Source organism: Mesorhizobium sp. WSM4808 (assembly GCF_055811675.1).
This window is the reverse complement of record NZ_JBVVQX010000002.1, coordinates 178,126-200,500: the sequence shown is the minus strand read 5'-3', so window position 1 is coordinate 200,500 and position 22,375 is coordinate 178,126. Positions and strand designations below refer to the sequence as shown.

Below are 22,375 nucleotides of genomic sequence, written 5' to 3'. Positions count from 1 at the left end.
ACGTGGCAGTTTGGCGGGTGCAAGTTGCCGATCGAGCTGCGCTACGACAAAAAACCCGGCGGTTGCCCGCCGGGTTTCGATTTCGACTTGTCGCAACTTATTAGAACGAGCGCTGGAAGCGGAGGAGGCCGCCGACGCTGTTCTTCTTGTCGGCCGGAGTCCACGCGACGTTATCCGTGCTGCCCTCATCGAACTTGCCGGCATGAAGATAGTCAACTTCGGCCGTGACGGTGAAGCCGGGAACGATGTCATAGGCAACGTTCGCTGCGACGCCGACGTTCTTCCAGTCATCAGCAGACGCCTGAAGGTTGAACGAGGTCTTCTCGTTGAACTTGTAGGTGCCACCGCCCCACACTGCCCAGTTGCCGCCCCACTGCTTGTAGAAGCCGCGACCGCCCGCGGGCTGATCATAGGTCGGGTCGTTGAGGTTGTCGTCGGTGCCATAGCCCCCCATGATGAACAACGACAACTCGTTGGAAACGTTCACATCCAAGCGAACTTTGCCGGCGACTTCTTCGTAGTTGCTGTCATACGCAACGACACCGGTGATCGCGCCCCAGCCCTGGGTCCACTTCACGCCGCCGACAACATGCGGAACATAGCTGTCGATCGTGCCAACGCCATACTTGCCGTTGCCAAGATCGTCGACGGAGCCAGCGCCAGAGCCTTCTTCGAGCGAGAGCACGGCCGAGAAACCATTGCCTGCGTCGAAATAGTACTGGACGACGTTGGTGTCGAAGTCGCCGTAGGGAACCAGCGTATCCTGGATGACGTTGCCGGCGTAGCCGATGAACGTATCGAAGGCCGATTCGTCTTTACCGACGCGCAGACCGCCAAGCTGGATCCAGGCGAAGTTCAGCGATACGTCCTTGTTGTGCGCATCGTTCGGGCCAAAGTCGGGATCACCGTTGCTGTTGCCGAAATTGAAGCGGGTCTCGGTGTAGGTCTTCAAGGTGCCGAGCTCGGTCTCCTGGCCGGTCCAGGTTTTCAGCGTGAAGCGGGTGTTCTTGTACCAGGATCCCTGGTTCTTGCCGTCCTGCACGTCGTTGCTGCGAGCACCATCGAACGAGCCGACGTCGCCAGCACCGATGTCGTAACGGACATAGCCGCCGATGCGCAGGCAGGTTTCGGTGCCGGGGATGTAGAAGTAGCCAGCGCCGTAGACGTCGCAAATCTTGACGTATTCAGCGGGTTCCGGCTCGGCAACGACGACGGCGTCGGCGGCGCGCGCACCGGAAACTGCGATCAGGGCCGCAGCGGAGCCAAGGAGAAGGCTCTTGATGTTCATTTTCTGACCTCCAGTCAAAAGTTAAAAAACGGGTCTGGGTATTCTTTGCTGAAGGACAGCGTTCCCTGCCCCATCCCCACTACCGAAAAAGATGCGCACCGCGCCGCTCCTTCGAAATCGACATTACCCATGAGGCGGCGGCGTTCAACCACGATCGTACCGGTGAAAGGGTTGCCTGGCTGCTATCCCCTGGTGTTGTTGCACAAATGACACGATTTGGCCTCACTCAGAAAGCTCTCGTTAACCATCAGGCCGCCGCAATCCCTTGTTTGCCGGCGAATCTGGCGTTGGACCGACGGAATCATGGCAAGCTCTCGAGTCGCTAGCCGGGAAACAACCGCAGAACCGCCACATCCATGGAAGGCCGCGGTTCGGCGCCTTCTTATTTTTGCATATAATGATGCGGGCTTGTTGATTGTGCCGGCGCTTTTCTTTATCCAGCGGCGCAACGGAGAGGTGGCCGAGTGGTCGAAGGCGCTCCCCTGCTAAGGGAGTAGAGGTCAAAAGCTTCTCGTGGGTTCGAATCCCATCCTCTCCGCCACCCTACGCCCTGCGGGCTTCGGGTGGCAGGCCACCCGGAACCGCATTCGGGCGTGGGAGTGTCGCCCGAAGCTACGAAGTAGCGTAGGGGACCATGTTTATTTCCTGCAGCTTCATAATGGCGATGTCTATGTCGGGTCGACAAACGACCTTCGACGCCGGTTCGAATCGCATCAATCAGGCTATGTGACTTCGACCAGGGCCTATCCGCCTGTAGCCCTGAGGACCTATATCGCGGTCGAAACCGAGGCCAACGCACGGCAACTCGAGCGATATTTCAAGACCGGATCGGGCAAGGCTTTCGCCAGTAAACGGTTTTGGCGGACAGAGCCCCGCTGAAGGCCTTTTTATCTATCCGCCTGAAATATAACGAAAAAAAGGCCTGAGATCTGGGTTTTGCCGACCTCCGCTCTCGATTCTGACTGGAGGTCAGAAAATGAACATCAAGAGCCTTCTCCTCGGCTCCGCTGCGGCCCTGATCGCAGTTTCCGGTGCGCGCGCCGCCGACGCCGTCGTCGTCGCCGAGCCGGAACCCGCTGAATACGTCAAGATCTGCGACGTCTACGGCGCTGGCTACTTCTACATCCCCGGCACCGAAACCTGCCTGCGCATCGGCGGCTATGTGCGTTACGACATCGGCGCTGGCGACGTCGGCGCGTTCACCGGTGCAACGTCAGGCGACCACGAGGACGGCGACGAGCAGGACACCTGGTACAAGAATGCCCGCTTCACGCTGAAGACCTGGACCGGCCAGGAAACCGAACTCGGCACCTTGAAGACCTACACCGAGACCCGCTTCAACTTCGGCAATCGCCAAGGCTTTGCGGTCCAGGATGGCGTTGACGCCCTCGGCAACCCTACCTTTGCTCCGAACGCTGCCGGTAACAAGAATGTCTCGCTGAACTTCGCCTGGATCCAGCTCGGTGGTCTCCGCGTCGGTAAGGACGAATCGGCCTTCAACACGTTCACCGGCTACGCTGGCAACGTCATCAACGATACGCTGGTTCCCTACGGCGATTTTGACACCAACGTGATCCAGTACTACTTCGACGCTGGCAACGGCTTCTCGGCCGTTCTCTCTCTCGAAGAAGGCTCGGGCGTGAAGGGCACCATCGACAGCTATGTTCCGCATGTCGTCGGCGGCCTGAAGTGGACGCAGGGCTGGGGCGGCATCTCGGGTGTTGTCGCTTATGACAGCAACTACGAAGAAGTCGCTGGCAAGGTTCGTTTGGATGTCAACGTCTCTGACGCCATACAGCTGTGGGTCATGGGCGGTTACGGCACCGATGACAACCTCTCCGACCCGACCTGGCATGTCCCGGCTGGCGGTCGCGGCTTCTACAAGCAGTGGGGCGGCAACTGGGCGATCTGGGGCGGTGGCACCTACAAGTTCAACGAGAAGACCTCGTTCAACACCCAGATCTCGTATGACGAAGACGAGAACCTCGGCATCGCGGCGAACATCGCCTATGACGTCGTTCCCGGCTTCACGGTCACAGCCGAAGTCGACTACGTCAATGCGGGCAGCTTCCCGGCCTCCAACTGGACCGGCGCTGACGATGACAGCAGCATCGGCGGTCTCCTCCGCTTCCAGCGCTCGTTCTAAGGGCTGGTTCCTTACAGGTAAAATCCAGCCCGGGCGCACAACGCCCGGGCTGTTTTTGTTTCGTGACTGGATCAAGGCAAACAGAAGGATGGGGGAACGGTAGCTGAATGAATCCGTGGGGTGGTTTCGTGGGATCCGCTGATGGGCGGATGAAATCACAACTGCGTGATTAAATCTCTTGAAAGGACGCTTCCAAGCGGGTAGGGCTGACCTATCCCACTCGGGGGTGTGGCAAATGATGACGAACGAAGCGATTCAAGAGGGCGAGTCCTCTGATCATTTTTCGATGTTTTCTTCTCAAAGTCCGAAGATTCGATACACCTACAACAAGATTAGAGAAGTAAAGTCGCATCGGGTCGGAGATCTTTTTTCAGCATATCGGGACATATTATGGGATGATGGGCGGCATAAGTATAATGTCAGCTCGTTCATCGGCGAAATAGACGAGATCCTCCTTGGGGAGCGTTTCAGCGCCTTTGACCAAAGTACCCTGGACAACCTTATCGGCACCTTGCGCCAGCGCGGCAACAGCAACGCAACCATCAATCGAAAGATGGCTGCCCTCAGCAAACTGCTGCGCAAGGCTCACAAGATGGGAGATATCCACAGCCTGCCCGAGTTCCGCCGCCAGAAGGAGCGGGCGGGTCGGATTCGCTTCCTCGAAAGGGACGAAGAGGCGCGCCTGTTCGCCGCCATCAAGAACCGCAGCGAGGATGCCTACAGGCTTTCCGTCTTCCTGGTCGACACCGGATGCCGTCTCGGCGAGGCGCTTGGGCTGATCTGGAACGATATCCAGGAGCATCGCGTCAGTTTCTGGATCACCAAATCCGGCCGCAGCCGCACCATTCCGATGACCGAGCGGGTCAAGGAGGTCATCAAGCTGCCGCCCACCGAAGGCCGTCGGCCCAAGGGACCGTTCACAAAGCTTAGCCAGGCACAGTTTCGTGCCATCTGGAACGACGCGAAGGCCGAAGTCGGACTTGGTGCAGACGACCAGGTGGTGCCGCACATACTGCGCCATACCTGCGCCTCGCGCCTTGTCCAGGGCGGCATCGACATCAGGCGCGTGCAGATGTGGCTCGGCCACCAGACGCTGTCGATGACCATGCGCTACGCGCATCTGGCCACCAACGATCTCGATGGCTGTGTCATCGTGCTGGAAACACCTCGATCGACTCAGCCGGGCGGCAATCGCGCTGAAGGCTCCGTGTTTTCTTCGCCCGTGACGACGCCTTCGTCGCCGACGGCAGGGCGGAAAAAGAAGGACGAGGCAGCCACCGCCGCAAAGGAGTCGCCGAAAGCGACTCGGAAAAGTTCAAAAGCCAAGTAGGCTAAAGAATCCCCACCTATACCATCATGGCTATCCCGTGACCTTGTTTGGTCATGGGATTTACTTCAGGATATTCTTCCGCTCGGCTTGATCGAGAAAAGCGGCTATGTCGCCCGGTAGGCTGCCGGTCTCGAGGAATGGCGCATGGCCCTGGCCCTCGACAGTGATCGTCTCCATCATGGAATGGCGCTCTCTCATCTGGTTGAGCGTGTCTATGGACAGCAATCTCGAATTGGCACCACGTATGGCGAGCAACGGGATGGCGGCCAACGCCTCGAATTGAGGCCATAGATCAGGGAGCTTCTGCGTCAGATCGAGGCTCGCCACGGTATCCACCAGCTTCGGATCGAAATCCGGCATCAGCCCATCATCCGTTTCGCGGTAGAGAGCCCATACCATGCGATCCCAATCGGCGCCGGCAAGGGCGGGGAAGTCTTCGCCATGCACGCTGCGCTGGGCGGCAATTGCCTGCGGGCGGGTTTTCGGTGCCGGGTCGCGCTCGAGATAAGACTGGATATGGGCAAGTCCGGCCGTCTCGATCACCGGTCCGATGTCGTTGAAAACAATGGCTTTCAGGACGGATGACCGCATCATCCAGAGCACATGGATAATCAATCCCCCGCGCGAGGTGCCGATGAAGGCCGCTTCCTCGATGTTCAGCGCCGTCAGCCCGGCCAGGATGTCGCCAGCCTCCACGCCGACATTGTAGTTTTTGACGTCGGGATCGTAGGTTGACTGCCCGCGCCCACGGTAATCGAAGGCGATCACCTTGCGCGGAGTTGCCGCATCCGTCGACAGATAGAGCGCCAGCTCGTGAAAATCCCTGGCGTTGCGAGTCAGGCCAGGCAGGCAGACAACCGGCCAGGATCCGCTATTGGCCTCACCGTAGACGCGCGCATGAAGTTTTAGCCCATCCGGTGCACTGTAGAAGAAGTCGGAGAAATTTTGCTCGCTTGCCATCGGAATGTTCGATCTCGCTGTACCGATCTGGACAGCTACAGGCGAGGGCAGGGATGGTCAAATGAAAGGCTCTTTTGCCTTCTCCCCTTGTGGGAGAAGGTGGATCGGCGCGCTAGCGCCGAGACGGATGAGGGGTGTTCCAGCGAAGTGAGGCGTTGGCGTTCCCTGGAACACCCCTCATCCGTCGCCTTCGGCGACACCTTCTCCCACAAGGGGAGAAGGACAGAAAGCCTCAGCTCCGCCCGTTCACCAGATCCCCGACAATGTCGTATTTGCCCGAAATACGCATCTTGTAGACCTCGTAATTCTCCATCACGCGCTGAACGTAACTCCTTGTTTCCGTATAGGGAATCCGCTCGATCCAGTCGACGACCGCGTCGATGTCCTTGCCGCGCGGGTCGCCATATCTGGCCACCCACTGGCTGGCTCGGTTGGGGCCGGCGTTGTAGCCGGCGAAGGTCAGCACGTAGGAGCCGTTGAAGCGATCGAGCTGTTCGCCGAGGAAGGCTGAGCCAAGCGTCGCATTGTAGCCGGCATCGGTGGTCAGCCGTGTTTGCGAAAACTGCAGCCCGGCCTTCTTCGCCAGTTGCCTTGCGGTTCCCGGCATCAGCTGTAGCAGCCCGCGCGCGCCGGCGCTGGACACGGCGCCGATGTTGAATTCGCTTTCCTGACGGGCGATCGCATAGGCCAGGGCCTTGCCCGAGCCGGAAATGTCGGCCGAATCGGGAATGACGCCGAGCGGATGCGACAATGCGCCGACATCGATGCCGCGCGCCCCGGCGATCTTGCCGATTTTCAGCGCCATAAAATGGTTCCCTTGCTTTTCCGCAAGGACAGCCAGCAGCGCCAGTTCGCCCGGACTGGTCAACTGCCCGGCAAGGTCGCGATAGAGCGTCTCGGCATAGCGGTCGTAGCCCGCCTCCTGCAGCCGCTTGATGGCGCTGACGGCCTCGCGGCCGGCAAAATTCTGCCGGTCGGCTGCACTTGGCGAGGGGTAGGCGATGTTCAGCGCCTGCCGGCCCACGCGTTCGGCGGCAAGCTGGCCGTAGAATGTCGTGCCATAGGCAGCGGCGCGCGCAAAATAGTCCATTGCATTGCCCGGACCACCGACTTCCGCGGCACGGCCGAGCCAGTAATAGGCGCGCGACAGCGTCATCGGCCCCTGGGCGAGGTCCGCGATGCGAGCGAAATGACTGGCCGCGGTTTTTGGGTCGTTCAGGCCGCGCAGCGCATACCAGCCAGCATGGAATTCGGCGTCTGCCGCATTGGCGGCACTTTCGGCGGCGTGTGTGGCGACGATCTTGTACGCGGTCTTCATGTCGCCCTGGTCTACCAGTTCGCGCGACAACACCCGGCGCTCGACCCACCAGGCATCCGGATCGACGAGAGCGTCGCGATCGGTCGGCGCCTGCATCACAATGGCGGCGGCCCCGGCAAAATCCTCCTGCTTGCGCAGATATTCGGCCTGCGCGAAGAAGTAGCCGGCCGAACGTTGCATTGCCGGCACGGCCTTCAGCAGCTTGGGCGCGTTCTTGTCGCCTTTGTCGGCCGCCGCCCAGGCCTCGGCGAGTTGCTGGGCGCCGGCCAGGCCGGCGACGCGCAAAGCGGAATTCGCGCGGTCGGCATAGAACATGCGCTCCATGCGAAAACGGTGGTCGGTGGCCGGGATCAAGCTGCCGAATTCCTTGATCAGCGCCGCCTCGTCCCTGGCCTCCAGGATCGCGGTGCGCCAGAAGGGCGACAGCACCGAACGTGCCGCCTTGATATTGCCTGACGCCACATAGGCGCGGGCAAGAACCATCACGCCTTCGAATGTCTGCGGCTGGCTGCCGTCGAACGCCCTGATAACGATGTCGGGGGCAGGGTTCTCGCGATAGAGTGCGCGCTCGCTGTTCCTGCGCAGGGCGACGGTGCCCGGCCAATTGGGCAGCATCTTGGCCGCAGCAGTGATATCGCCGCTCGGAACCTTGTCGCCGCCATAAAGCGCGATCGCCCAGGCAAGGATATGCTGGTCGAGCGACTGAGCCGGAAGGGCATTGCGCACTCCACGAGCGCGGGGACTATCGCCCGCCGCCAACGCATCCAGCCCGCTTTTCAGGGGGGCGACGTCAGGCAAGGGCGCCTGTCGCGTCCTATCCTGCAGGTCTGGCAGCGCAATTGCCGCGCCTGGCATCGGAATGGCTGAGGTGACCCGTACGTCCACGCTACCGCTGATCGCCATGCCCGGCATCAGCGCGAGCGTGGCGCCAAGCAGCGCGAAAAGGTGAGGCCGACCGCCCGGCATGATCCTTAAGTCTTTCCTTGTCCTGGCATTCCACAGGCTGGCGAAGATGCCTCGAAGCCTAAACTTAGGTCGTGAAGAGCCCGTAAACAAAGGGTTAGCGAGGCTGTTCGAATTGCGCTTGCTGGCACCATGGCAATGCTTGCCGCGCAACCATGTCGAGACTATGGTGCGCCGCTTCGCTTTCGGTTAGAAGGCGCGACCACAAACACCGACACAAACACCAGAAGTGCCAAGGAGTTGGACGACATGCTGAGAGGCTCGCTTACTGCGCTCGTGACACCGTTCGAAAAGAGCGGGCGTTTCGACGAGAAAGCCTTTCGCGCGTTCGTCGAATGGCAACTCTCAGAGGGCACGACGGGCCTGGTGCCGGTCGGCACCACCGGCGAGTCGCCGACGCTGTCGCATGACGAGCACCGCCAGGTCGTCAAGGTGTGTATCGAGGTGGCCAAGGGCCGCGTTCCGGTCGTCGCCGGCGCCGGCTCCAACAACACCGAGGAAGCAGTCGGCCTCGTGCAGTATGCCGAGAAGGCCGGCGCCGATGCCGCCCTCGTCGTCACGCCCTACTACAACAGGCCGACACAGCGCGGTCTTTACGAGCATTTCGCGGCGGTCGCCAAGGCGACCAAGCTGCCGATCATCATCTACAACATCCCGCCGCGCTCGGTCATCGACATGATGCCGGAGACGATGGGGCGGCTCGCGCACGACTTCAAGAATATTGTCGGCGTCAAGGATGCCACCGGCAAGGTCGAACGGGTCTCCGAGCAGCGCGCCACGTGCGGCAAGGATTTCATCCAGCTCTCGGGCGAGGACGCTTCGGCGCTCGGCTTCAACGCCCATGGCGGCGTCGGCTGTATTTCGGTGACGTCGAACGTCGCGCCGCGGCTCTGCGCCGAATTCCAGGAGGCAACGCTTGCCGGCGACAGCGTCAGGGCGCTGGATCTGCAGGATCGCCTGCTGCCGCTGCACAAGGCGATCTTCATCGAGCCTGGCGTTTCCGGCGCCAAATATGCGCTGTCGAAGCTAGGCAAGGTCGAAAACGTGCTGCGCTCGCCGCTGGTGACGATCGAACAGTCGACTGCCGACAAGATCGATGCGGCTATGAAGCACGCCGGCTTGATTAATTAGGGATGAGGCGCCACCTCTCCACATCATGAATCAAGTCAGAAAAGCCGATCCCAACAACAAGACCGTTTCGGAAAACCGTAAGGCGCGGTTTTCCTATGAGGTGCTTGACACGGTCGAGGCCGGTCTGGTGCTGACCGGCACCGAGGTCAAGTCGCTGCGCCAGGGCCAGGCCAACATCCAGGACAGCTATGCCTCGGTCGAAGGTGGCGAGATCTGGCTGATCAATTCCTATCTGCCGGAATATCTGCAGGCCAACCGCTTCAACCATGAGCCGCGCCGGCGCCGCAAACTGCTGCTCAACAAGCGCGAGATGGCGAAACTGTCACAGAGTGTCGACCGCGAAGGCATGACACTGGTGCCGCTGAAAATCTATTTCAACGACCAGGGCCGCGCCAAGCTGCTGCTCGCTGTCGGCCGCGGCAAGAAACTGCACGACAAGCGCGAATCCGAGAAGCAGCGCGATTGGTCGCGCGAGAAGGGCCGGCTGTTAAAAGAGCGTGGGTAGGCGGGGCCATTCGCTTGAAGAACCGGATTGTTCTCTTTGGTTTGGCCAGCCTGGTCTTGTTGTGTTTCCTCGCAGCAGGCGGCTATCTCTATTTCAGGTCATTCTCGCCGGATCGCGATAAATATCCAGTCAGGGGCATCGACGTCTCCCATCATCAGGGCCAGATCGATTGGCGGCGCGTAGCCGCCGACGATGTCGCCTTTGCCGTCATCAAGGCGACCGAAGGCGGCGATCATGTCGATGATGCTTTCGCACGGAATCTGGAAGAGGCCCGGGCCGCCGGTCTCGCCGTCGGCGCCTATCACTTTTTCACCTTTTGCCGGCCGGGTGCGGACCAGGCGAAGAATTTCATCTCGGTGGTGCCGCACGATCAGCCCCTGCTGCCACCCGTGGTCGATATCGAATTCGGCGGCAACTGCCCGCAGCGGCCGACGCCCGAACAATTGAACGCCGAACTGGCCGCGTTCCTCGCTCCAGTCGAGGCGGCGTTCGGCAAGCCGGCGGTGGTCTATCTGACCGACGACGCAGCGGAAGCGTATGCAGAGCGCATTGCTGCCCGTCCGCTCTGGCTCCGCTCATTGCTCCTGGAGCCGGATCGCGACGACTGGGTCTACTGGCAGTACCACAACAGGGGTCGCGTTGACGGCATCAATGGCGATGTCGACCTGAATGTGCTGCAGGGTGGGCCCGGTGCGTTGAGTGCACTGTTTGCGCCGCCAAGCTGATCCGCTGGCACCCGGCTCTATTTCTGCAAGAATTCCGATATCTGGCTGAAAACGCTAACGAACATCGCTTCGGTCAGCACGCCGGTATTGGTGTTGTAGCGTGAGCAGTGATAGCTCGAAAACAGCGTGACGCCACCGGCCGGCAGCTGCCCGCCATGCTTGAACGGGTAGGCGGCGACGCGCCCACCCAGCGCCCGCACCGTCGACTGATGCGCGATCGATCCCAGTGCCAGCACGGCGCGCAAATTAGGGAACCGGGCGATCGTCGGCACCAGGAATGTCCGGCAGGTGGCAATCTCGGCGCCCACCGGCTTGTTCTCGGGCGGCACGCAGCGCACGGCATTGGTGATCGCCGTGCCGACAAGCTCCAATCCGTCGTCGGGTCTGGCCTTGAATTCGCCGCGTGCAAAACCGTGCGAAATCAGTGTCGAGTAGAGCAGGTCGCCGGCATAGTCGCCGGTGAACGGGCGGCCCGTTCGGTTGGCACCGCGAAGGCCGGGCGCCAGCCCGACGATCAGCAGTTGGACCGTCGCGTCACCTTCCGAGGGCAGGAAAGTCGGCACCGGCGCATTGAACCAGGGTGGTTCGCGCTGCCGCCACTCGGCGATGAAGTCGTGCAGCCGCGGGCAGAGCGGGCAGTCGCGGCCGGGTTCGGAGGCGGAAAGGACGGTCATGGCGACCGGCCTCAGTAATCGTCCTCGTCGACTTCGGCCGGCTCGGGCCTGCGCACCGGCCGCTCGGACGGATCGCGGCCAACGTCGTTCTTCAAGGTCGTCAGGTCAATGAAATGGTCGGCTTGGCGGCGCAGATCGTCGGAGATCATCGGCGGCTGCGAGGCCATGGTCGAGACGATCGACACCTTGCGGCCGCGCCGCTGCAGCGCCTCGACCAGCGTGCGGAAATCGCCGTCGCCGGAAAAGATGACATAGTGGTCGACGACATCGGCGAGCTCCAGCGCATCGACCGTCAGCTCGATGTCCATATTGCCCTTGATCTTGCGGCGGCCGGTCGAGTCGGTGAATTCCTTGGCCGGCTTGGTGACCACCTTGAAGCCGTTATAGTCGAGCCAGTCGATCAGCGGTCGGATCGAGGAGTATTCCTGATCCTCGACCAGCGCCGTGTAATAATAGGCGCGCAGGAGATAGCCACGTTTCTGGAAGCTCGACAGGAGCTTGCGATAGTCGATGTCGAAGCCGAGCGCGCGCGACGTCGCATAAAGATTGGCGCCGTCGATGAATAGGGCGATTTTTTCACGAGGGTCGAACATGGAAAATATTCCTTCTCGAAATAAACGGCCGTCTAAACGAAATGCGATAGCGACGTTCGGTCAGGCTTATAATAAACCGGCTGACCTCTACGCATCCGAGATAGCGCCAGATTCACGGCAATCCAAGGGCGCGTGCGGCACTGCAAGCAATTGTGATCGGGACACCGAACACATAAGCACAGCCAGTTTTTGCCGAATCGGGTGTTTGAACGAAGGATTGGGCGCCCTGCAGCCCGGCCATTGTCCATGATGCTTGTATTTTGGCGGCGTTCGGGTTATGGACCGCGCCTGTTTTCCATCAAATCCATCGCATGAAAGGGGCAATCCATGGCCCGCGTAACCGTTGAAGATTGCATCGACAAGGTCGACAACCGCTTCGAACTGGTGCTGCTTGCCGGCCACCGTGCCCGGCAGATCAGCCAGGGCGCGCCGATCACCGTGCCGCGTGACAACGACAAGAACCCGGTCGTGGCGCTGCGCGAGATCGCCGATGAGACGCTGTCGCCCGACGACCTCAAGGAAGATCTGATCCATTCGCTGCAGAAGCATGTCGAGGTCGACGAGCCCGAGGCCGATGGCGAGGCGATTGCCGATCAGACCGGCACCGCCGTTGCTGCCACCGACGCCGATGACGCCGAGGAGAACATCACCTTCGACCGCATGACCGAGGAAGATCTCCTGGCCGGCATCGAGGGTCTGGTGCCACCGGAAAAAAGCGACGACTACTAAGAGCCTGGATCAAGCATCCGGCACTTCCGTCCTGGCAGTTTCGTGGCTATCTATGACATGCGCCGTACAGCAGTGCGGCGCATGATTCATTTCACCGCTGCGAGATCCCGCCCATGATGCGTCAGTATGAGCTTGTCGAGCGCGTCCAGCGCTACAAGCCTGACGTCAACGAGGCGTTGCTCAACAAGGCCTATGTCTATGCCATGCAGAAGCATGGCCACCAGAAGCGCGCTTCCGGCGACCCGTATTTCTCGCACCCGCTCGAAGTCGCCGCCATCCTCACCGAGATGCATATGGACGAGGCGACGATCGCGGTCGCCCTGCTGCACGACACGATCGAGGACACGACCGCCACACGGGCCGAGATCGACGATCTGTTCGGCCCCGAAATGGGCAAGCTGGTCGAGGGCCTGACCAAGCTGAAGAAGCTCGATCTCGTCTCGAAGAAGGCCGAGCAGGCGGAAAACCTGAGAAAGCTTCTGCTGGCGATTTCAGAAGATGTCCGCGTGCTGCTGGTCAAGCTCGCCGACCGCCTGCACAATATGCGCACCCTCGACCACATGCCGGAGGCCAAGCGCCTGCGCATCGCCGAGGAGACGATGGATATCTACGCGCCGCTGGCCGGCCGCATGGGCATGCAAGGCATGCGCGAGGAGCTGGAAGAGATCGCCTTCCGCTTCATCAATCCGGAAGCCTATCGCGCCGTCACCGCACGGCTTGCCGAAATCTTCGAGCGCAACAAGGGCGTGCTGACGGACATCGAAAAGGCGCTGTCCACGCTGTTCGAGAAGCATGCGATCAACGCCGGCGTGAAGAGCCGGCAGAAGAAGCCGTGGTCGGTGTTCCGCAAGATGGAGGCCAAGGCGCTGTCCTTCGAGCAGCTCTCGGATATTTTCGGCTTCCGCGTCGTCGTCGACACGGTCGAGGATTGTTACAGGGCGCTTGGCGCCATCCACACCGCGTGGTCGATGGTGCCGGGCCGCTTCAAGGACTACATCTCGACGCCGAAGCAGAACGATTATCGGTCGATCCACACCACCATCGTCGGCCCGTCGCGCCAGCGTGTCGAGCTGCAAATCCGCACCCGAGAGATGAACAAAATCGCCGAATACGGCGTCGCTGCCCATTCGATCTACAAGGACACCGGCGGCAAGACGAATGGCGCCGCCCACGCGATTTCGAAGGAAACCAACGCCTACGCCTGGCTGCGGCGCACCATCGAGCAGCTTGCCGAGGGCGACAATCCCGAGGATTTCCTCGAAAATACCAAGCTGGAGCTGTTCCAGGACCAGGTGTTCTGCTTCACCCCGAAAGGCATGCTGATTGCGCTGCCGCGCGGCGCGACGCCGATCGATTTCGCCTATGCGGTGCACACCGATGTCGGCGACACCTGCGTCGGTGCCAAGGTCAACGGCCGCATCATGCCGCTGATGACGGAGCTGAAGAACGGCGATGAGGTCGAGATCATCCGCTCCAAGGCGCAGGTGCCGCCGGCGGCATGGGAATCGGTCGTCGTCACCGGCAAGGCGCGCTCGGCCATCCGCCGTGCCACCAAGAACGCCATCCGCAAGCAATATTCGGGTCTCGGCATCCGCATCCTGGAACGCGCCTTCGAGCGTGCCGGCAAGACCTTCACCAAGGAGAGCCTGAAGCAGGTGCTGCACAGGCTGGCGCGCAAGGACATCGAGGACGTGCTGGCCTCCGTCGGGCGCGGCGAGCTCGCCTCCACCGACGTCATGAAGGCGGTATTCCCTGACTACAAGGATGAGCGCGTCACCACGGCCGTCCCCAAGCCGCGCGAGGAGGGCTGGTCGAAGATCCGCAATGCGGCCGGTATGTTGTTCCAGATTCCGGGTCGCGCCGCGCGCAAGGACAAGGACCAGCCACGCGATGGCGCCGTGCCGATCCGCGGCGTGCGCGGTGATCTGCCGGTGCGCTTCGCGCCGGAAGGGGCAGTGCCTGGCGATCGCATCGTCGGCATCGTCCAGCCGGGCACCGGCATCACCATCTATCCGATCCAGTCGCCGGCGCTGCAGGCGTTCGACGACCAGCCCGAGCGCTGGATAGACGTGCGCTGGGACATCGACGAGCGCACCAAGGAACGCTTTCCGGCGCGTGTCTCGGTCACCGCCATCAACGCGCCGGGGTCACTCGCCGATATAGCGCAGGTGGTTGCCTCGAACGACGCCAATATCCATACGCTGTCGATGGTGCGCACTGCGCCCGACTTCACCGAAATGCTGATCGATCTCGAAGTCTGGGATCTCAAGCACCTCAACCGGCTGCTGTCGCAGCTCAAGGACAATTCGAGCGTCAGCGACGCAAGACGCGTCAATGGCTAGATCATGCTCCGGTTTCGGACAAAGTCATGGTCAATCAAAAAGAGGCAGACATGAACACCGATGAAGTGCTGGGCATTTTCCGCGAGGCGGGTGCTGTTCTGGAAGGGCATTTCATTTTGACCTCGGGCCTGCGCAGTCCGGTCTTCCTGCAGAAGGCGCGCGTGTTCATGCATGCCGACAAGACCGAGCTACTGTGCAAGGCGCTGGCGGAGAAAATCCGCGCAGGCGTGCCCGGCAAGATCGACTATGTCGTAGGCCCGGCGATCGGCGGGCTGATCCCAGCCTACGAGACCTCGCGCCATCTCCGCGTGCCGGCGATCTGGGTCGAGCGGGAAGGCGGCGAGTTCCGCTTGCGCCGCTTCGAGATAGCCAGGGGTTCGCGTGTCGTCATCGTCGAGGACATCGTCACCACTGGCCTGTCGATCCGAGAGACCATCGAGTGCCTGCGCGATCTTGGCGCCGAGGTAGTGGCCGCGGCCTGCATCATCGACCGTTCGGCTGGCAAGACCGATGTCGGCGTGCCGCTCATCGCGCTGGCCGAGTATGAGGTCCCGGCCTATCCGGCCGACCGGCTGCCACCGGAGCTTGCCGCCATCCCGGCGATCAAGCCCGGCAGCCGCAACATCTGACGGGGCATTTTTTTCGCCCAACAGTGTGGGGCGGTTTTGTGGAAAGCGACATGCGTGAAGACAGATTGGAAATGATCACCGGCATCGATCATTTCGTGCTGACGGTCGCTTCGCTGGAAGTGACCTGTGAGTTTTACCAGCGCGTGCTGGGTTTTGAGCGCATCGACGCGGCGGATCGGCCGACGGCGCTGGCTTTCGGTATCCATAAGATCAATGTGCATGAGGTCGGCCGCACTTTCGAGCCGAAGGCGAAGTCGCCGACTCCGGGCTCGAGCGATTTCTGCCTGGTCACGGACGGGCCACTGGATGAGGTCCGTGCCCGGCTCGCGGCCAATGGTGTGGCGGTGGAACTCGGTCCGGTCGAACGTGTCGGGGCTAGAGGTCCGATGATGTCGGTCTATTTCCGCGATCCGGACGGCAATCTGGTCGAAATCAGCGAATACCTGCCGTAGCCGGCGCTCTTCGAAAGAGCGACTGCCAGTTTTCCTTAAATTCGCCGCGATTGTCCAATGTTCGAAACAAGACCTGCCACCCCGAAGGGCGGCGACGAGTGCGCATCGGACAGACGGTGCTTGGTTGTTCTTCTGTCAGCGCGTCGTTATATCATGCTTGCGATTGCCATTGGGTGATCGTCAAGCGCAAGATGTGGCTGCCACGCCAGGCTAAGGTGCCGTTGCGGGAGCCGTGGAACGGGAACAGAGTGCTTTTTCGACGCCGCAAGCCTGATGGCCTTTACGAGCGGGTGCGTACCTACCTTTGGCCGCGCCGCTCATTTTCGCGCTCGCTTCAGTATTTTTCCAAGCGCATCCTGCGGCTGAAGGCCACACCGCATGCGGTGGCGGCCGGCGTTGCAGCCGGGGTCTTCGCTTCATTCTTTCCCGTCGGTTTCCATTTCATCATCGCTGCCCTCCTGTGCTGGGTGATCGCCGGCAATCTGGTGGCGGCCGCTCTCGGCGCGGTTTTTTTCGGCAACCCCCTGACCTTCCCGTTGCTATGGGGGGCGTCGTGGGAAACGGGCAAGCTCATCCTGCATGACCGCTTGCCGACGCATGGGCCGCCGGCACATCTGGGCGAGATGTTGCACAACCTCTCCTTCGCGCAATTGTGGAAACCGGTCCTTGAACCGATGCTGATAGGCGCGGTTCCGCTCGGGCTCGCCTTCGGGCTGCTGTTCTACGCCCTCACGCGCTGGGGCATGAACGCTTTCCGCGAACAGCGGCGCAAACGTCTGGCCGAGCGCGCAAGCCGGCATGCGCAATCGTCCCATCCCGGCGCAAGCATCGGTTCCACCGCGCGATGATCATCGGCATCGGCAGCGACCTGATCGACATCAGACGCATCGAGAAATCGCTGGAGCGTCACGGCCAGCGCTTCATCCAGAGAATCTACACCGAGGTCGAACAGGCGCGTTCCGACAATCGAGGCGCCCGCGCGGCCTCTTATGCCAAACGCTTCGCCGCCAAGGAGGCCTGCGCCAAGGCGCTGGGCACCGGTATGGCGCAGGGCGTGTTCTGGCGCGACATGGGTGTCGTCAACCTGCCCAGTGGCGCGCCGGCCATGGCTCTGACGGGAGGAGCGCAGGCCAGGCTGGACAAGATCCTGCCAAAGGGCCATCGGGCGGCAATCCACCTCACCATCACGGATGATTTCCCGCTCGCTCAAGCCTTTGTGATCATCGAGGCGCTGCCCGTCGAAGAAGCGCCACATTGATTGCCTCTGACGACCGGCATTGACGTTGCCCAGCGCGCGCCGAGACTCTATACCATCCAACGCACAATCGAGGACGACATGAGCGTGGCTGAAAAATCCGAGAAGAAATCCGGCGGGCTTGGCGAGACCGTCAGCGTCATCGTCCAGGCGCTTTTGCTCGCCCTGGTCATCCGCACGCTGCTGTTCCAACCTTTTTCGATCCCGTCGGGATCAATGCGGCCGACGCTTCTTGAAGGCGACTATCTGTTCGTCACCAAATGGTCCTATGGCTATTCGCGGTACTCGCTGCCTTTCGGCCCCGACATCTTTTCGGGCCGTATCTGGGGCGCCGAGCCGAAGCGCGGCGACGTGGCGGTGTTCAAGTTCCCGCCTGATCCGTCCGTCGACTACATCAAGCGCGTTGTCGGCCTGCCGGGTGACAAGATCCAGGTCAAGGACGGCCAGCTGTTCATCAACGGCGTCGGCGTGCCGCGCGTGAAAACAGGCCAGATCGACAATCCCGACATCACCGAGGAATCGCGCCCGATCGATGTCTATCGTGAGACCTTGCCCAACGGCGTCAGCTACGACACGCTCGACCTGAATTCGAACTCGATCGGCGACAACACCCGCGAATTCGATGTGCCGCCCGGCCACTATTTCATGATGGGCGACAACCGGGACAATTCCGCCGACAGCCGTTTCACCGTCGGCTACGTTCCCGCGGAAAATCTGGTTGGCCGCGCCAATCTTGTTTTCTTCTCGATCGCCGGCAAGGCGAGCCCTCTCGAAATCTGGAAATGGCCGTCGCTGATGCGCGCTTCGCGCCTGTTCCACTTCGTCAATTGATGGCTTTGAAGCGTCCGACAGGCGAAACTCTGGCCGGTTTGGTAAAAGCCAAGACCGGCCACGTCTTCAAGGATATCCGCTTGCTCGAGACCGCCTTGACGCATTCCAGTGCGGTCAAGGCCGCCACCAACAACCAGCGTCTTGAATTTCTTGGCGACCGCGTGCTCGGGCTTGTCGTCGCCGATATGCTTTTCGAAAAATTTCCCGATGCGCCGGAAGGTGAAATCGCGCCGCGTTTCAATGCGCTGGTCGATGCGCGGACATGCTCCGAGATCGGCATCGAAATGCAGCTGGAGGATCTGGTCCGCGCCGATTCTGCCTTGAAGATGCGGTCGCGTGGCTCGGGCGGAAACTATCTGGCGGATGCGGTCGAAGCCCTGATCGCGGCGGTTTACGTTGACGGTGGCATCGAGGCCGCGCGGCGGTTTGTCCTGCGCTACTGGGAACCGCGCTCGAATACGGTGATCACAAAGCCGCTCAATCCGAAATCCGATCTGCAGGAATGGATTGCCAAGACCAGCGATGCACGCCCCGAATACGTGATCGAAAAACGCGAAGGCCCGGACCACCAGCCCGTCTTCACCGTGTCCTTGCAGGTCCGCGGTTTTGCGCCGATAAGCGGCACTGGCGGCTCCCGCAGGGTTGCCGAAGAAGCGGCGGCTTCGGCATTTCTTGTGCGCGAAGGCGTCTGGGCCACCACATCGGCCCAAAAATCGGAGGGCGCGCGACCCTCCAGTGAAGGGAGTGCGGCATGACCGCTACCGAAGAGCCGGCGACCGCAGCCGCCGCCACGCATTCCGGTTTTGTCGCGCTGATCGGCGCGCCCAATGCGGGCAAGTCGACGCTGGTCAACCAATTGGTGGGCGCCAAGGTGTCGATCGTCACCCACAAGGTGCAGACGACCCGCGCCATCGTGCGCGGCATCGCCACGCATGACAATGCGCAGATCGTTTTTGTCGACACGCCCGGCATCTTCAAGCCGAAGCGGAGGCTCGACACGGCGATGGTGACCACCGCCTGGGGCGGGGCCAAGGACGCCGACATCGTGCTGCTTTTGATCGATGCCGAACGCGGCATCAGGGGCGACGCCGACGCCATCCTCGAACGGCTGAAGGATGTGCGCCAGCCGATGGTGCTGATCCTCAACAAGGTCGACCGCGTCAAGCACGAAGCGCTGCTCGCTCTGTCGGCGGCAGCGAACGAAAGGGTGCCGTTCAAGCGCACCTTCATGGTGTCGGCGCTGACCGGTTCCGGCTGCAAGGACGTGCTCGATTATCTGGCCGAGGCTCTGCCGGTCGGCCCCTGGTACTATCCGGAAGACCAGATCTCGGACCTGCCGATGCGCCAGCTCGCGGCCGAGATCACGCGCGAGAAGCTGTATCTAAGGCTGCATCAGGAACTGCCCTATTCCTCGCATATCGAGACCGAGAAATGGGAAGAGAAGCCGGATGGCTCGGTGCGCATCGACCAGACCATCTATGTCGAGCGCGACAGCCAGAAGAAGATCGTTCTTGGCCACAAGGGCGAGACAATCCGCGCCATCGGCCAGGCGGCACGCATGGAGATAGCGGGCATCCTCGAACAGAAGGTGCACCTGTTCCTGTTCGTCAAGGTGCGCGAGAACTGGGGCGACGACCCTGAGCGCTATCGCGAGATGGGGCTCGAGTTTCCGCGCTAGGCTCGATGGACAACAAGCCTCCGATTGACACAGCTTTGGTCCGCCGGTTGGTGGCCACGCAATTCCCCTGGTGGAAAGATCTTGCGGTCAGGCCGGTCGAATTTGGCGGATGGGACAACAGGACCTTTCATCTCGGCGACGAGATGACCGTGCGGCTGCCAAGCGCCGCGGCCTATTTCCTGCAAGTGGAAAAGGAACATCGCTGGCTGCCGAGGCTGGCGCCTCTGTTGCCGCTGCCGATTCCGGTGCCGCTGGCGATGGGAGTTCCGGCCGAAAACTATCCTTGGCACTGGTCCGTCTACCGCTGGATCGAAGGCGAGACGGCAAAGCGCGAGCGGATTGCCAGCCTGCCACAATTTGCGACCGACCTGGCCGCGTTCCTGGTCGCCCTGCAGCGTATCGATGCCACTGGCGGACCGGCGCCGGGACAACACAACTTCTTTCGCGGCGGAGCACTCAGCGTCTACGATGGCGAAACCCGGCAAGCGATTGCAGCCCTCGACGGCAAGATCGATACGGTCGCAGCCCGCGCGGTGTGGGAGGCAGCACTTGCCGCGCCATGGCACGGTGCGCCGGTCTGGTTCCACGGCGACGTCAGTTGGGGAAACCTGCTGGTCAGGCAAGGCCGGTTGGGCGCGGTGATCGACTTCGGAACCTCCGGCGTTGGCGATCCCGCCTGCGATCTGGCGATTGCCTGGACATTGTTTGAAGGCAAAAGCCGGGAGGCGTTTCGCGCCGGCCTTCCAGCCGATGAGGCGATGTGGGCGCGTGGTCGTGGCTGGACGCTTTGGAAGGCGCTGATCACGGTAGCTGGACAGATCGACGTCAACCCTGTCGAGGTTGAAAAATCCCGTCATGTGATCGATGAGATGCTTGCCGATCACGCGCGGCGGGGGTGAGGCGCCAAACGTTCAAGGCGCTCTCGCCCACCAGATCCTGATCCTGTCGCCGATCCATCCGCCCCCGTATGGCGCGACCAGGGACATTCTGGCCGAGGCGATGCTTTCCCGGACCTATGCGTGCCCACCCGCCTGATCGAGGCGGGGGGGGAGCGCATCGCCTGCGTCGTTCAGGTCCACTGAGAGGGCGTCACGGAGGAATCGTTTTTCAACGGCTGGCTGCTGTCACAATCGGCGACACGACGGCACTCCAGGAAGTTTCGACCGCCTTGGAGGGGGCAGACACCCTTGGAAGCGTCATCCCGCTTTTCGCCTCGGTATCAGAGCGGGATTTGCAGATGGGCGTTATCTGGCAACAGAAGGGGAGGCGGCAATAATCGGATAAATTTCGACGGAATTGAGGTATACTTTGCGTATTATGCGGAAATATTGGAAATATAACACGTTATCAGTATAGTTAGCCGCGAAAGTATCCGTATATATATTTAATAAATGACATTGTGCCATTTGTGCCGCTCGTCGGATTATCAAGTGTTATTTGTGCAACACGGCATTAATCTGTTTGGGGAATTGTCATTATTCCGGAAATCGTCATTGAAGGCAGATGATCGATGGGTATGTTCGCCGCTGAAAAGGGCGAGCGGTGCGAGCCTTTTTCGTTGGGGGGGTGAGGCGGGAAAACATTGCCGCCAGCCCCGAAGCCATTTTTAAACTATGACTGGAGAGGTCAGAAAATGAACATCAAGAGCCTCCTTCTCGGCTCAGCCGCGGCCCTGATCGCGGTCAGCGGCGCGCGCGCTGCGGACGCTGTCGTCGTCGCCGAACCGGAACCGGCCGAATACGTCAAGATCTGCGACGTCTACGGCGCCGGCTACTTCTACATCCCGGGCACCGAGACCTGCCTGCGCATCGGCGGCTACATTCGCTATGACGCCAGCTTCGGCGACGGCAATCGCGTGCTCGATGGCACCAAGGCCATCGATTCCCAGGATGGCGGCATCAACGACACCTGGAGCAAGAACGCGCGCTTCACGCTGAAGACATGGACCGGCCAGGAAACCGAACTCGGCACGTTGAAGACCTACACCGAGACGCGCTTCAACTTCGGCAGCGTAACCACGGCCAAGGGCGCCGATGGCTTTGCGATCGACAGCGAGGCCGGCAACAAGGCCACCGATCTGCATTTCGCCTGGATCCAGCTTGGCGGGCTGCGCGTCGGCAAGGACGAAACGGCCTATGATTCCTTCATCGGCTATGCCGGCAACGTCGTCCAGGACACGATCATTCCTTACGGCCTCAAGGACACCAACCTGATCAGCTACTACTTCGATGCCGGCAACGGCTTCTCCGCGGTGGCTTCGCTTGAAGAAGGTTCGGGCGCCGAGACCATCGACAGCTATGTTCCGCATGTCGTGGGCGGTGTGAAGTACAAGGGCGACTGGGGTGCGATCACCGCGGTCGGCGCCTACAACAGCAACTGGGAAGAATGGGCCGGCAAGGCTCGCCTCGACATCAAGGCGACCTCGGACCTGACCCTGTTCGCCATGCTGGGCTACGGCACCGACGACAACAAGGCGACCAACTTCTACAAGCCATGGACCGGCAACTTCGCCGTCTGGGGCGGTGGCACCTACACCGTCAACAAGAAGGTCCAGCTCAACGCCCAGGTCTCCTACACCGACTTCGAAGACTTCGCGGTTGCCGCGAACGTCGCCTACACCATCGTGCCCGGCTACACGATCACGGCCGAAGTCGATTACTTCAAGAATTTCGACGACAAGTTCAAGGATGGCGTCGGCGGCATCATTCGCTTCCAGCGCTCGTTCTAACGGATCGACTGACCTTACCAGACCGCCCGCAGCACATTGCTGCGGGCGGCTTTTTGTATGCTGATGCTAGGTGACGGCCTGCCGGCACCAGGGCTCCG

At 61.2% G+C, this 22,375-nt stretch carries 22 protein-coding genes and 1 tRNA gene; 18 read left to right on the top strand and 5 right to left on the bottom strand.

Annotation, left to right across the window (positions count from 1 at the left end):
- Positions 1-100 precede the first annotated feature (100 nt).
- Complete coding sequence (locus AC0L2U_RS03735; RefSeq protein WP_473601407.1) at positions 101-1,288, bottom strand: porin; 1,188 nt, start codon at positions 1,286-1,288, stop codon at positions 101-103.
- 450 nt (positions 1,289-1,738) lie between these two features.
- Here AC0L2U_RS03735 and AC0L2U_RS03730 point away from each other — a divergent pair.
- From AC0L2U_RS03730 to AC0L2U_RS03715, 4 genes are all read left to right on the top strand, one after another.
- Positions 1,739-1,829 (top strand) — tRNA-Ser (locus AC0L2U_RS03730).
- Positions 1,802-2,167, top strand: a complete 366-nt coding sequence (locus AC0L2U_RS03725) for a GIY-YIG nuclease family protein (protein ID WP_245486894.1) — start codon at positions 1,802-1,804, stop codon at positions 2,165-2,167. Before AC0L2U_RS03730 ends, AC0L2U_RS03725 begins: the two co-directional genes overlap by 28 nt.
- Positions 2,168-2,264: 97 nt before the next feature.
- Entirely contained in the window at positions 2,265-3,434 is a 1,170-nt protein-coding gene (locus AC0L2U_RS03720) for a porin (protein ID WP_473601405.1), read from the top strand.
- Between the two features lie 235 nt (positions 3,435-3,669).
- On the top strand, positions 3,670-4,764 hold the full coding sequence (locus tag AC0L2U_RS03715; protein ID WP_128363098.1) for a tyrosine-type recombinase/integrase: 1,095 nt from the start codon (positions 3,670-3,672) through the stop codon (positions 4,762-4,764).
- A 60-nt stretch (positions 4,765-4,824) separates the two neighbouring features.
- Here AC0L2U_RS03715 and AC0L2U_RS03710 read toward each other — a convergent pair whose 3' ends face one another.
- On the bottom strand, positions 4,825-5,724 hold the full coding sequence (locus AC0L2U_RS03710; RefSeq protein ID WP_473601403.1) for an alpha/beta fold hydrolase: 900 nt from the start codon (positions 5,722-5,724) through the stop codon (positions 4,825-4,827).
- A 232-nt stretch (positions 5,725-5,956) separates the two neighbouring features.
- The gene (locus AC0L2U_RS03705; RefSeq protein WP_473601402.1) at positions 5,957-8,008 is read right to left on the bottom strand and encodes a lytic transglycosylase domain-containing protein; all 2,052 of its coding nucleotides are present in this window, start codon (positions 8,006-8,008) and stop codon (positions 5,957-5,959) included.
- A 246-nt stretch (positions 8,009-8,254) separates the two neighbouring features.
- On the opposite strand from AC0L2U_RS03705, the gene dapA reads away from it, so the two are divergent.
- The 3 genes from dapA to AC0L2U_RS03690 are packed head-to-tail and all read left to right on the top strand — an operon-like array spanning position 8,255 to position 10,366.
- Positions 8,255-9,136 (top strand): 4-hydroxy-tetrahydrodipicolinate synthase, encoded by an 882-nt coding sequence (gene dapA, locus AC0L2U_RS03700; RefSeq protein ID WP_127267153.1) that lies wholly within the window; start codon positions 8,255-8,257, stop codon positions 9,134-9,136.
- Positions 9,137-9,161: 25 nt separating this feature from the next.
- On the top strand, positions 9,162-9,641 hold the full coding sequence (smpB, locus tag AC0L2U_RS03695; RefSeq protein ID WP_013532594.1) for an SsrA-binding protein SmpB: 480 nt from the start codon (positions 9,162-9,164) through the stop codon (positions 9,639-9,641).
- Between the two features lie 14 nt (positions 9,642-9,655).
- Positions 9,656-10,366 carry a glycoside hydrolase family 25 protein gene (locus tag AC0L2U_RS03690; RefSeq protein ID WP_473601401.1) on the top strand — a complete coding sequence of 237 codons (711 nt, stop codon included), beginning with the start codon at positions 9,656-9,658 and terminating at the stop codon, positions 10,364-10,366.
- Between the two features lie 17 nt (positions 10,367-10,383).
- Here AC0L2U_RS03690 and AC0L2U_RS03685 read toward each other — a convergent pair whose 3' ends face one another.
- Positions 10,384-11,040, bottom strand: coding sequence for a uracil-DNA glycosylase (locus tag AC0L2U_RS03685; RefSeq protein WP_473601400.1), 657 nt, complete (start codon positions 11,038-11,040; stop codon positions 10,384-10,386).
- Positions 11,041-11,051: 11 nt separating this feature from the next.
- Positions 11,052-11,633: a LabA-like NYN domain-containing protein gene (locus tag AC0L2U_RS03680; RefSeq protein ID WP_127267156.1), complete on the bottom strand. Its 582-nt coding sequence runs from the start codon at positions 11,631-11,633 to the stop codon at positions 11,052-11,054.
- 327 nt (positions 11,634-11,960) lie between these two features.
- Between AC0L2U_RS03680 and rpoZ the strand changes: the two genes are divergently transcribed.
- From rpoZ to AC0L2U_RS03625, 11 genes are all read left to right on the top strand, one after another.
- Positions 11,961-12,362, top strand: a complete 402-nt coding sequence (rpoZ, locus tag AC0L2U_RS03675) for a DNA-directed RNA polymerase subunit omega (protein ID WP_013532591.1) — start codon at positions 11,961-11,963, stop codon at positions 12,360-12,362.
- Positions 12,363-12,475: 113 nt separating this feature from the next.
- Positions 12,476-14,704, top strand: coding sequence for a RelA/SpoT family protein (locus AC0L2U_RS03670; protein ID WP_023812864.1), 2,229 nt, complete (start codon positions 12,476-12,478; stop codon positions 14,702-14,704).
- A gap of 50 nt (positions 14,705-14,754) precedes the next feature.
- The gene (gene pyrE, locus AC0L2U_RS03665) at positions 14,755-15,333 is read left to right on the top strand and encodes an orotate phosphoribosyltransferase (RefSeq protein ID WP_127267157.1); all 579 of its coding nucleotides are present in this window, start codon (positions 14,755-14,757) and stop codon (positions 15,331-15,333) included.
- Positions 15,334-15,383: 50 nt separating this feature from the next.
- Positions 15,384-15,785 carry a VOC family protein gene (locus AC0L2U_RS03660; protein ID WP_292692859.1) on the top strand — a complete coding sequence of 134 codons (402 nt, stop codon included), beginning with the start codon at positions 15,384-15,386 and terminating at the stop codon, positions 15,783-15,785.
- Positions 15,786-16,033: 248 nt separating this feature from the next.
- Complete coding sequence (locus AC0L2U_RS03655) at positions 16,034-16,633, top strand: DUF2062 domain-containing protein (RefSeq protein ID WP_127322859.1); 600 nt, start codon at positions 16,034-16,036, stop codon at positions 16,631-16,633.
- A complete protein-coding gene (gene acpS, locus AC0L2U_RS03650) occupies positions 16,630-17,043 on the top strand; it encodes a holo-ACP synthase (protein WP_292692862.1) in 414 nt (137 codons plus the stop codon). The genes AC0L2U_RS03655 and acpS overlap by 4 nt, the downstream gene beginning before the upstream one ends.
- Before the next feature lie 78 nt (positions 17,044-17,121).
- A complete protein-coding gene (lepB, locus tag AC0L2U_RS03645; RefSeq protein ID WP_127267160.1) occupies positions 17,122-17,871 on the top strand; it encodes a signal peptidase I in 750 nt (249 codons plus the stop codon).
- Positions 17,871-18,626: a ribonuclease III gene (gene rnc / locus AC0L2U_RS03640; RefSeq protein WP_128289777.1), complete on the top strand. Its 756-nt coding sequence runs from the start codon at positions 17,871-17,873 to the stop codon at positions 18,624-18,626. The genes lepB and rnc overlap by 1 nt, the downstream gene beginning before the upstream one ends.
- Complete coding sequence (gene era / locus AC0L2U_RS03635) at positions 18,623-19,549, top strand: GTPase Era (RefSeq protein WP_027038032.1); 927 nt, start codon at positions 18,623-18,625, stop codon at positions 19,547-19,549. The genes rnc and era overlap by 4 nt, the downstream gene beginning before the upstream one ends.
- 5 nt (positions 19,550-19,554) lie before the next feature.
- Positions 19,555-20,448, top strand: a complete 894-nt coding sequence (locus AC0L2U_RS03630; RefSeq protein ID WP_292702670.1) for an aminoglycoside phosphotransferase family protein — start codon at positions 19,555-19,557, stop codon at positions 20,446-20,448.
- A 734-nt stretch (positions 20,449-21,182) separates the two neighbouring features.
- A complete protein-coding gene (locus AC0L2U_RS03625) occupies positions 21,183-22,277 on the top strand; it encodes a porin (protein WP_473601397.1) in 1,095 nt (364 codons plus the stop codon).
- The last annotated feature ends 98 nt before the right edge of the window (positions 22,278-22,375 follow it).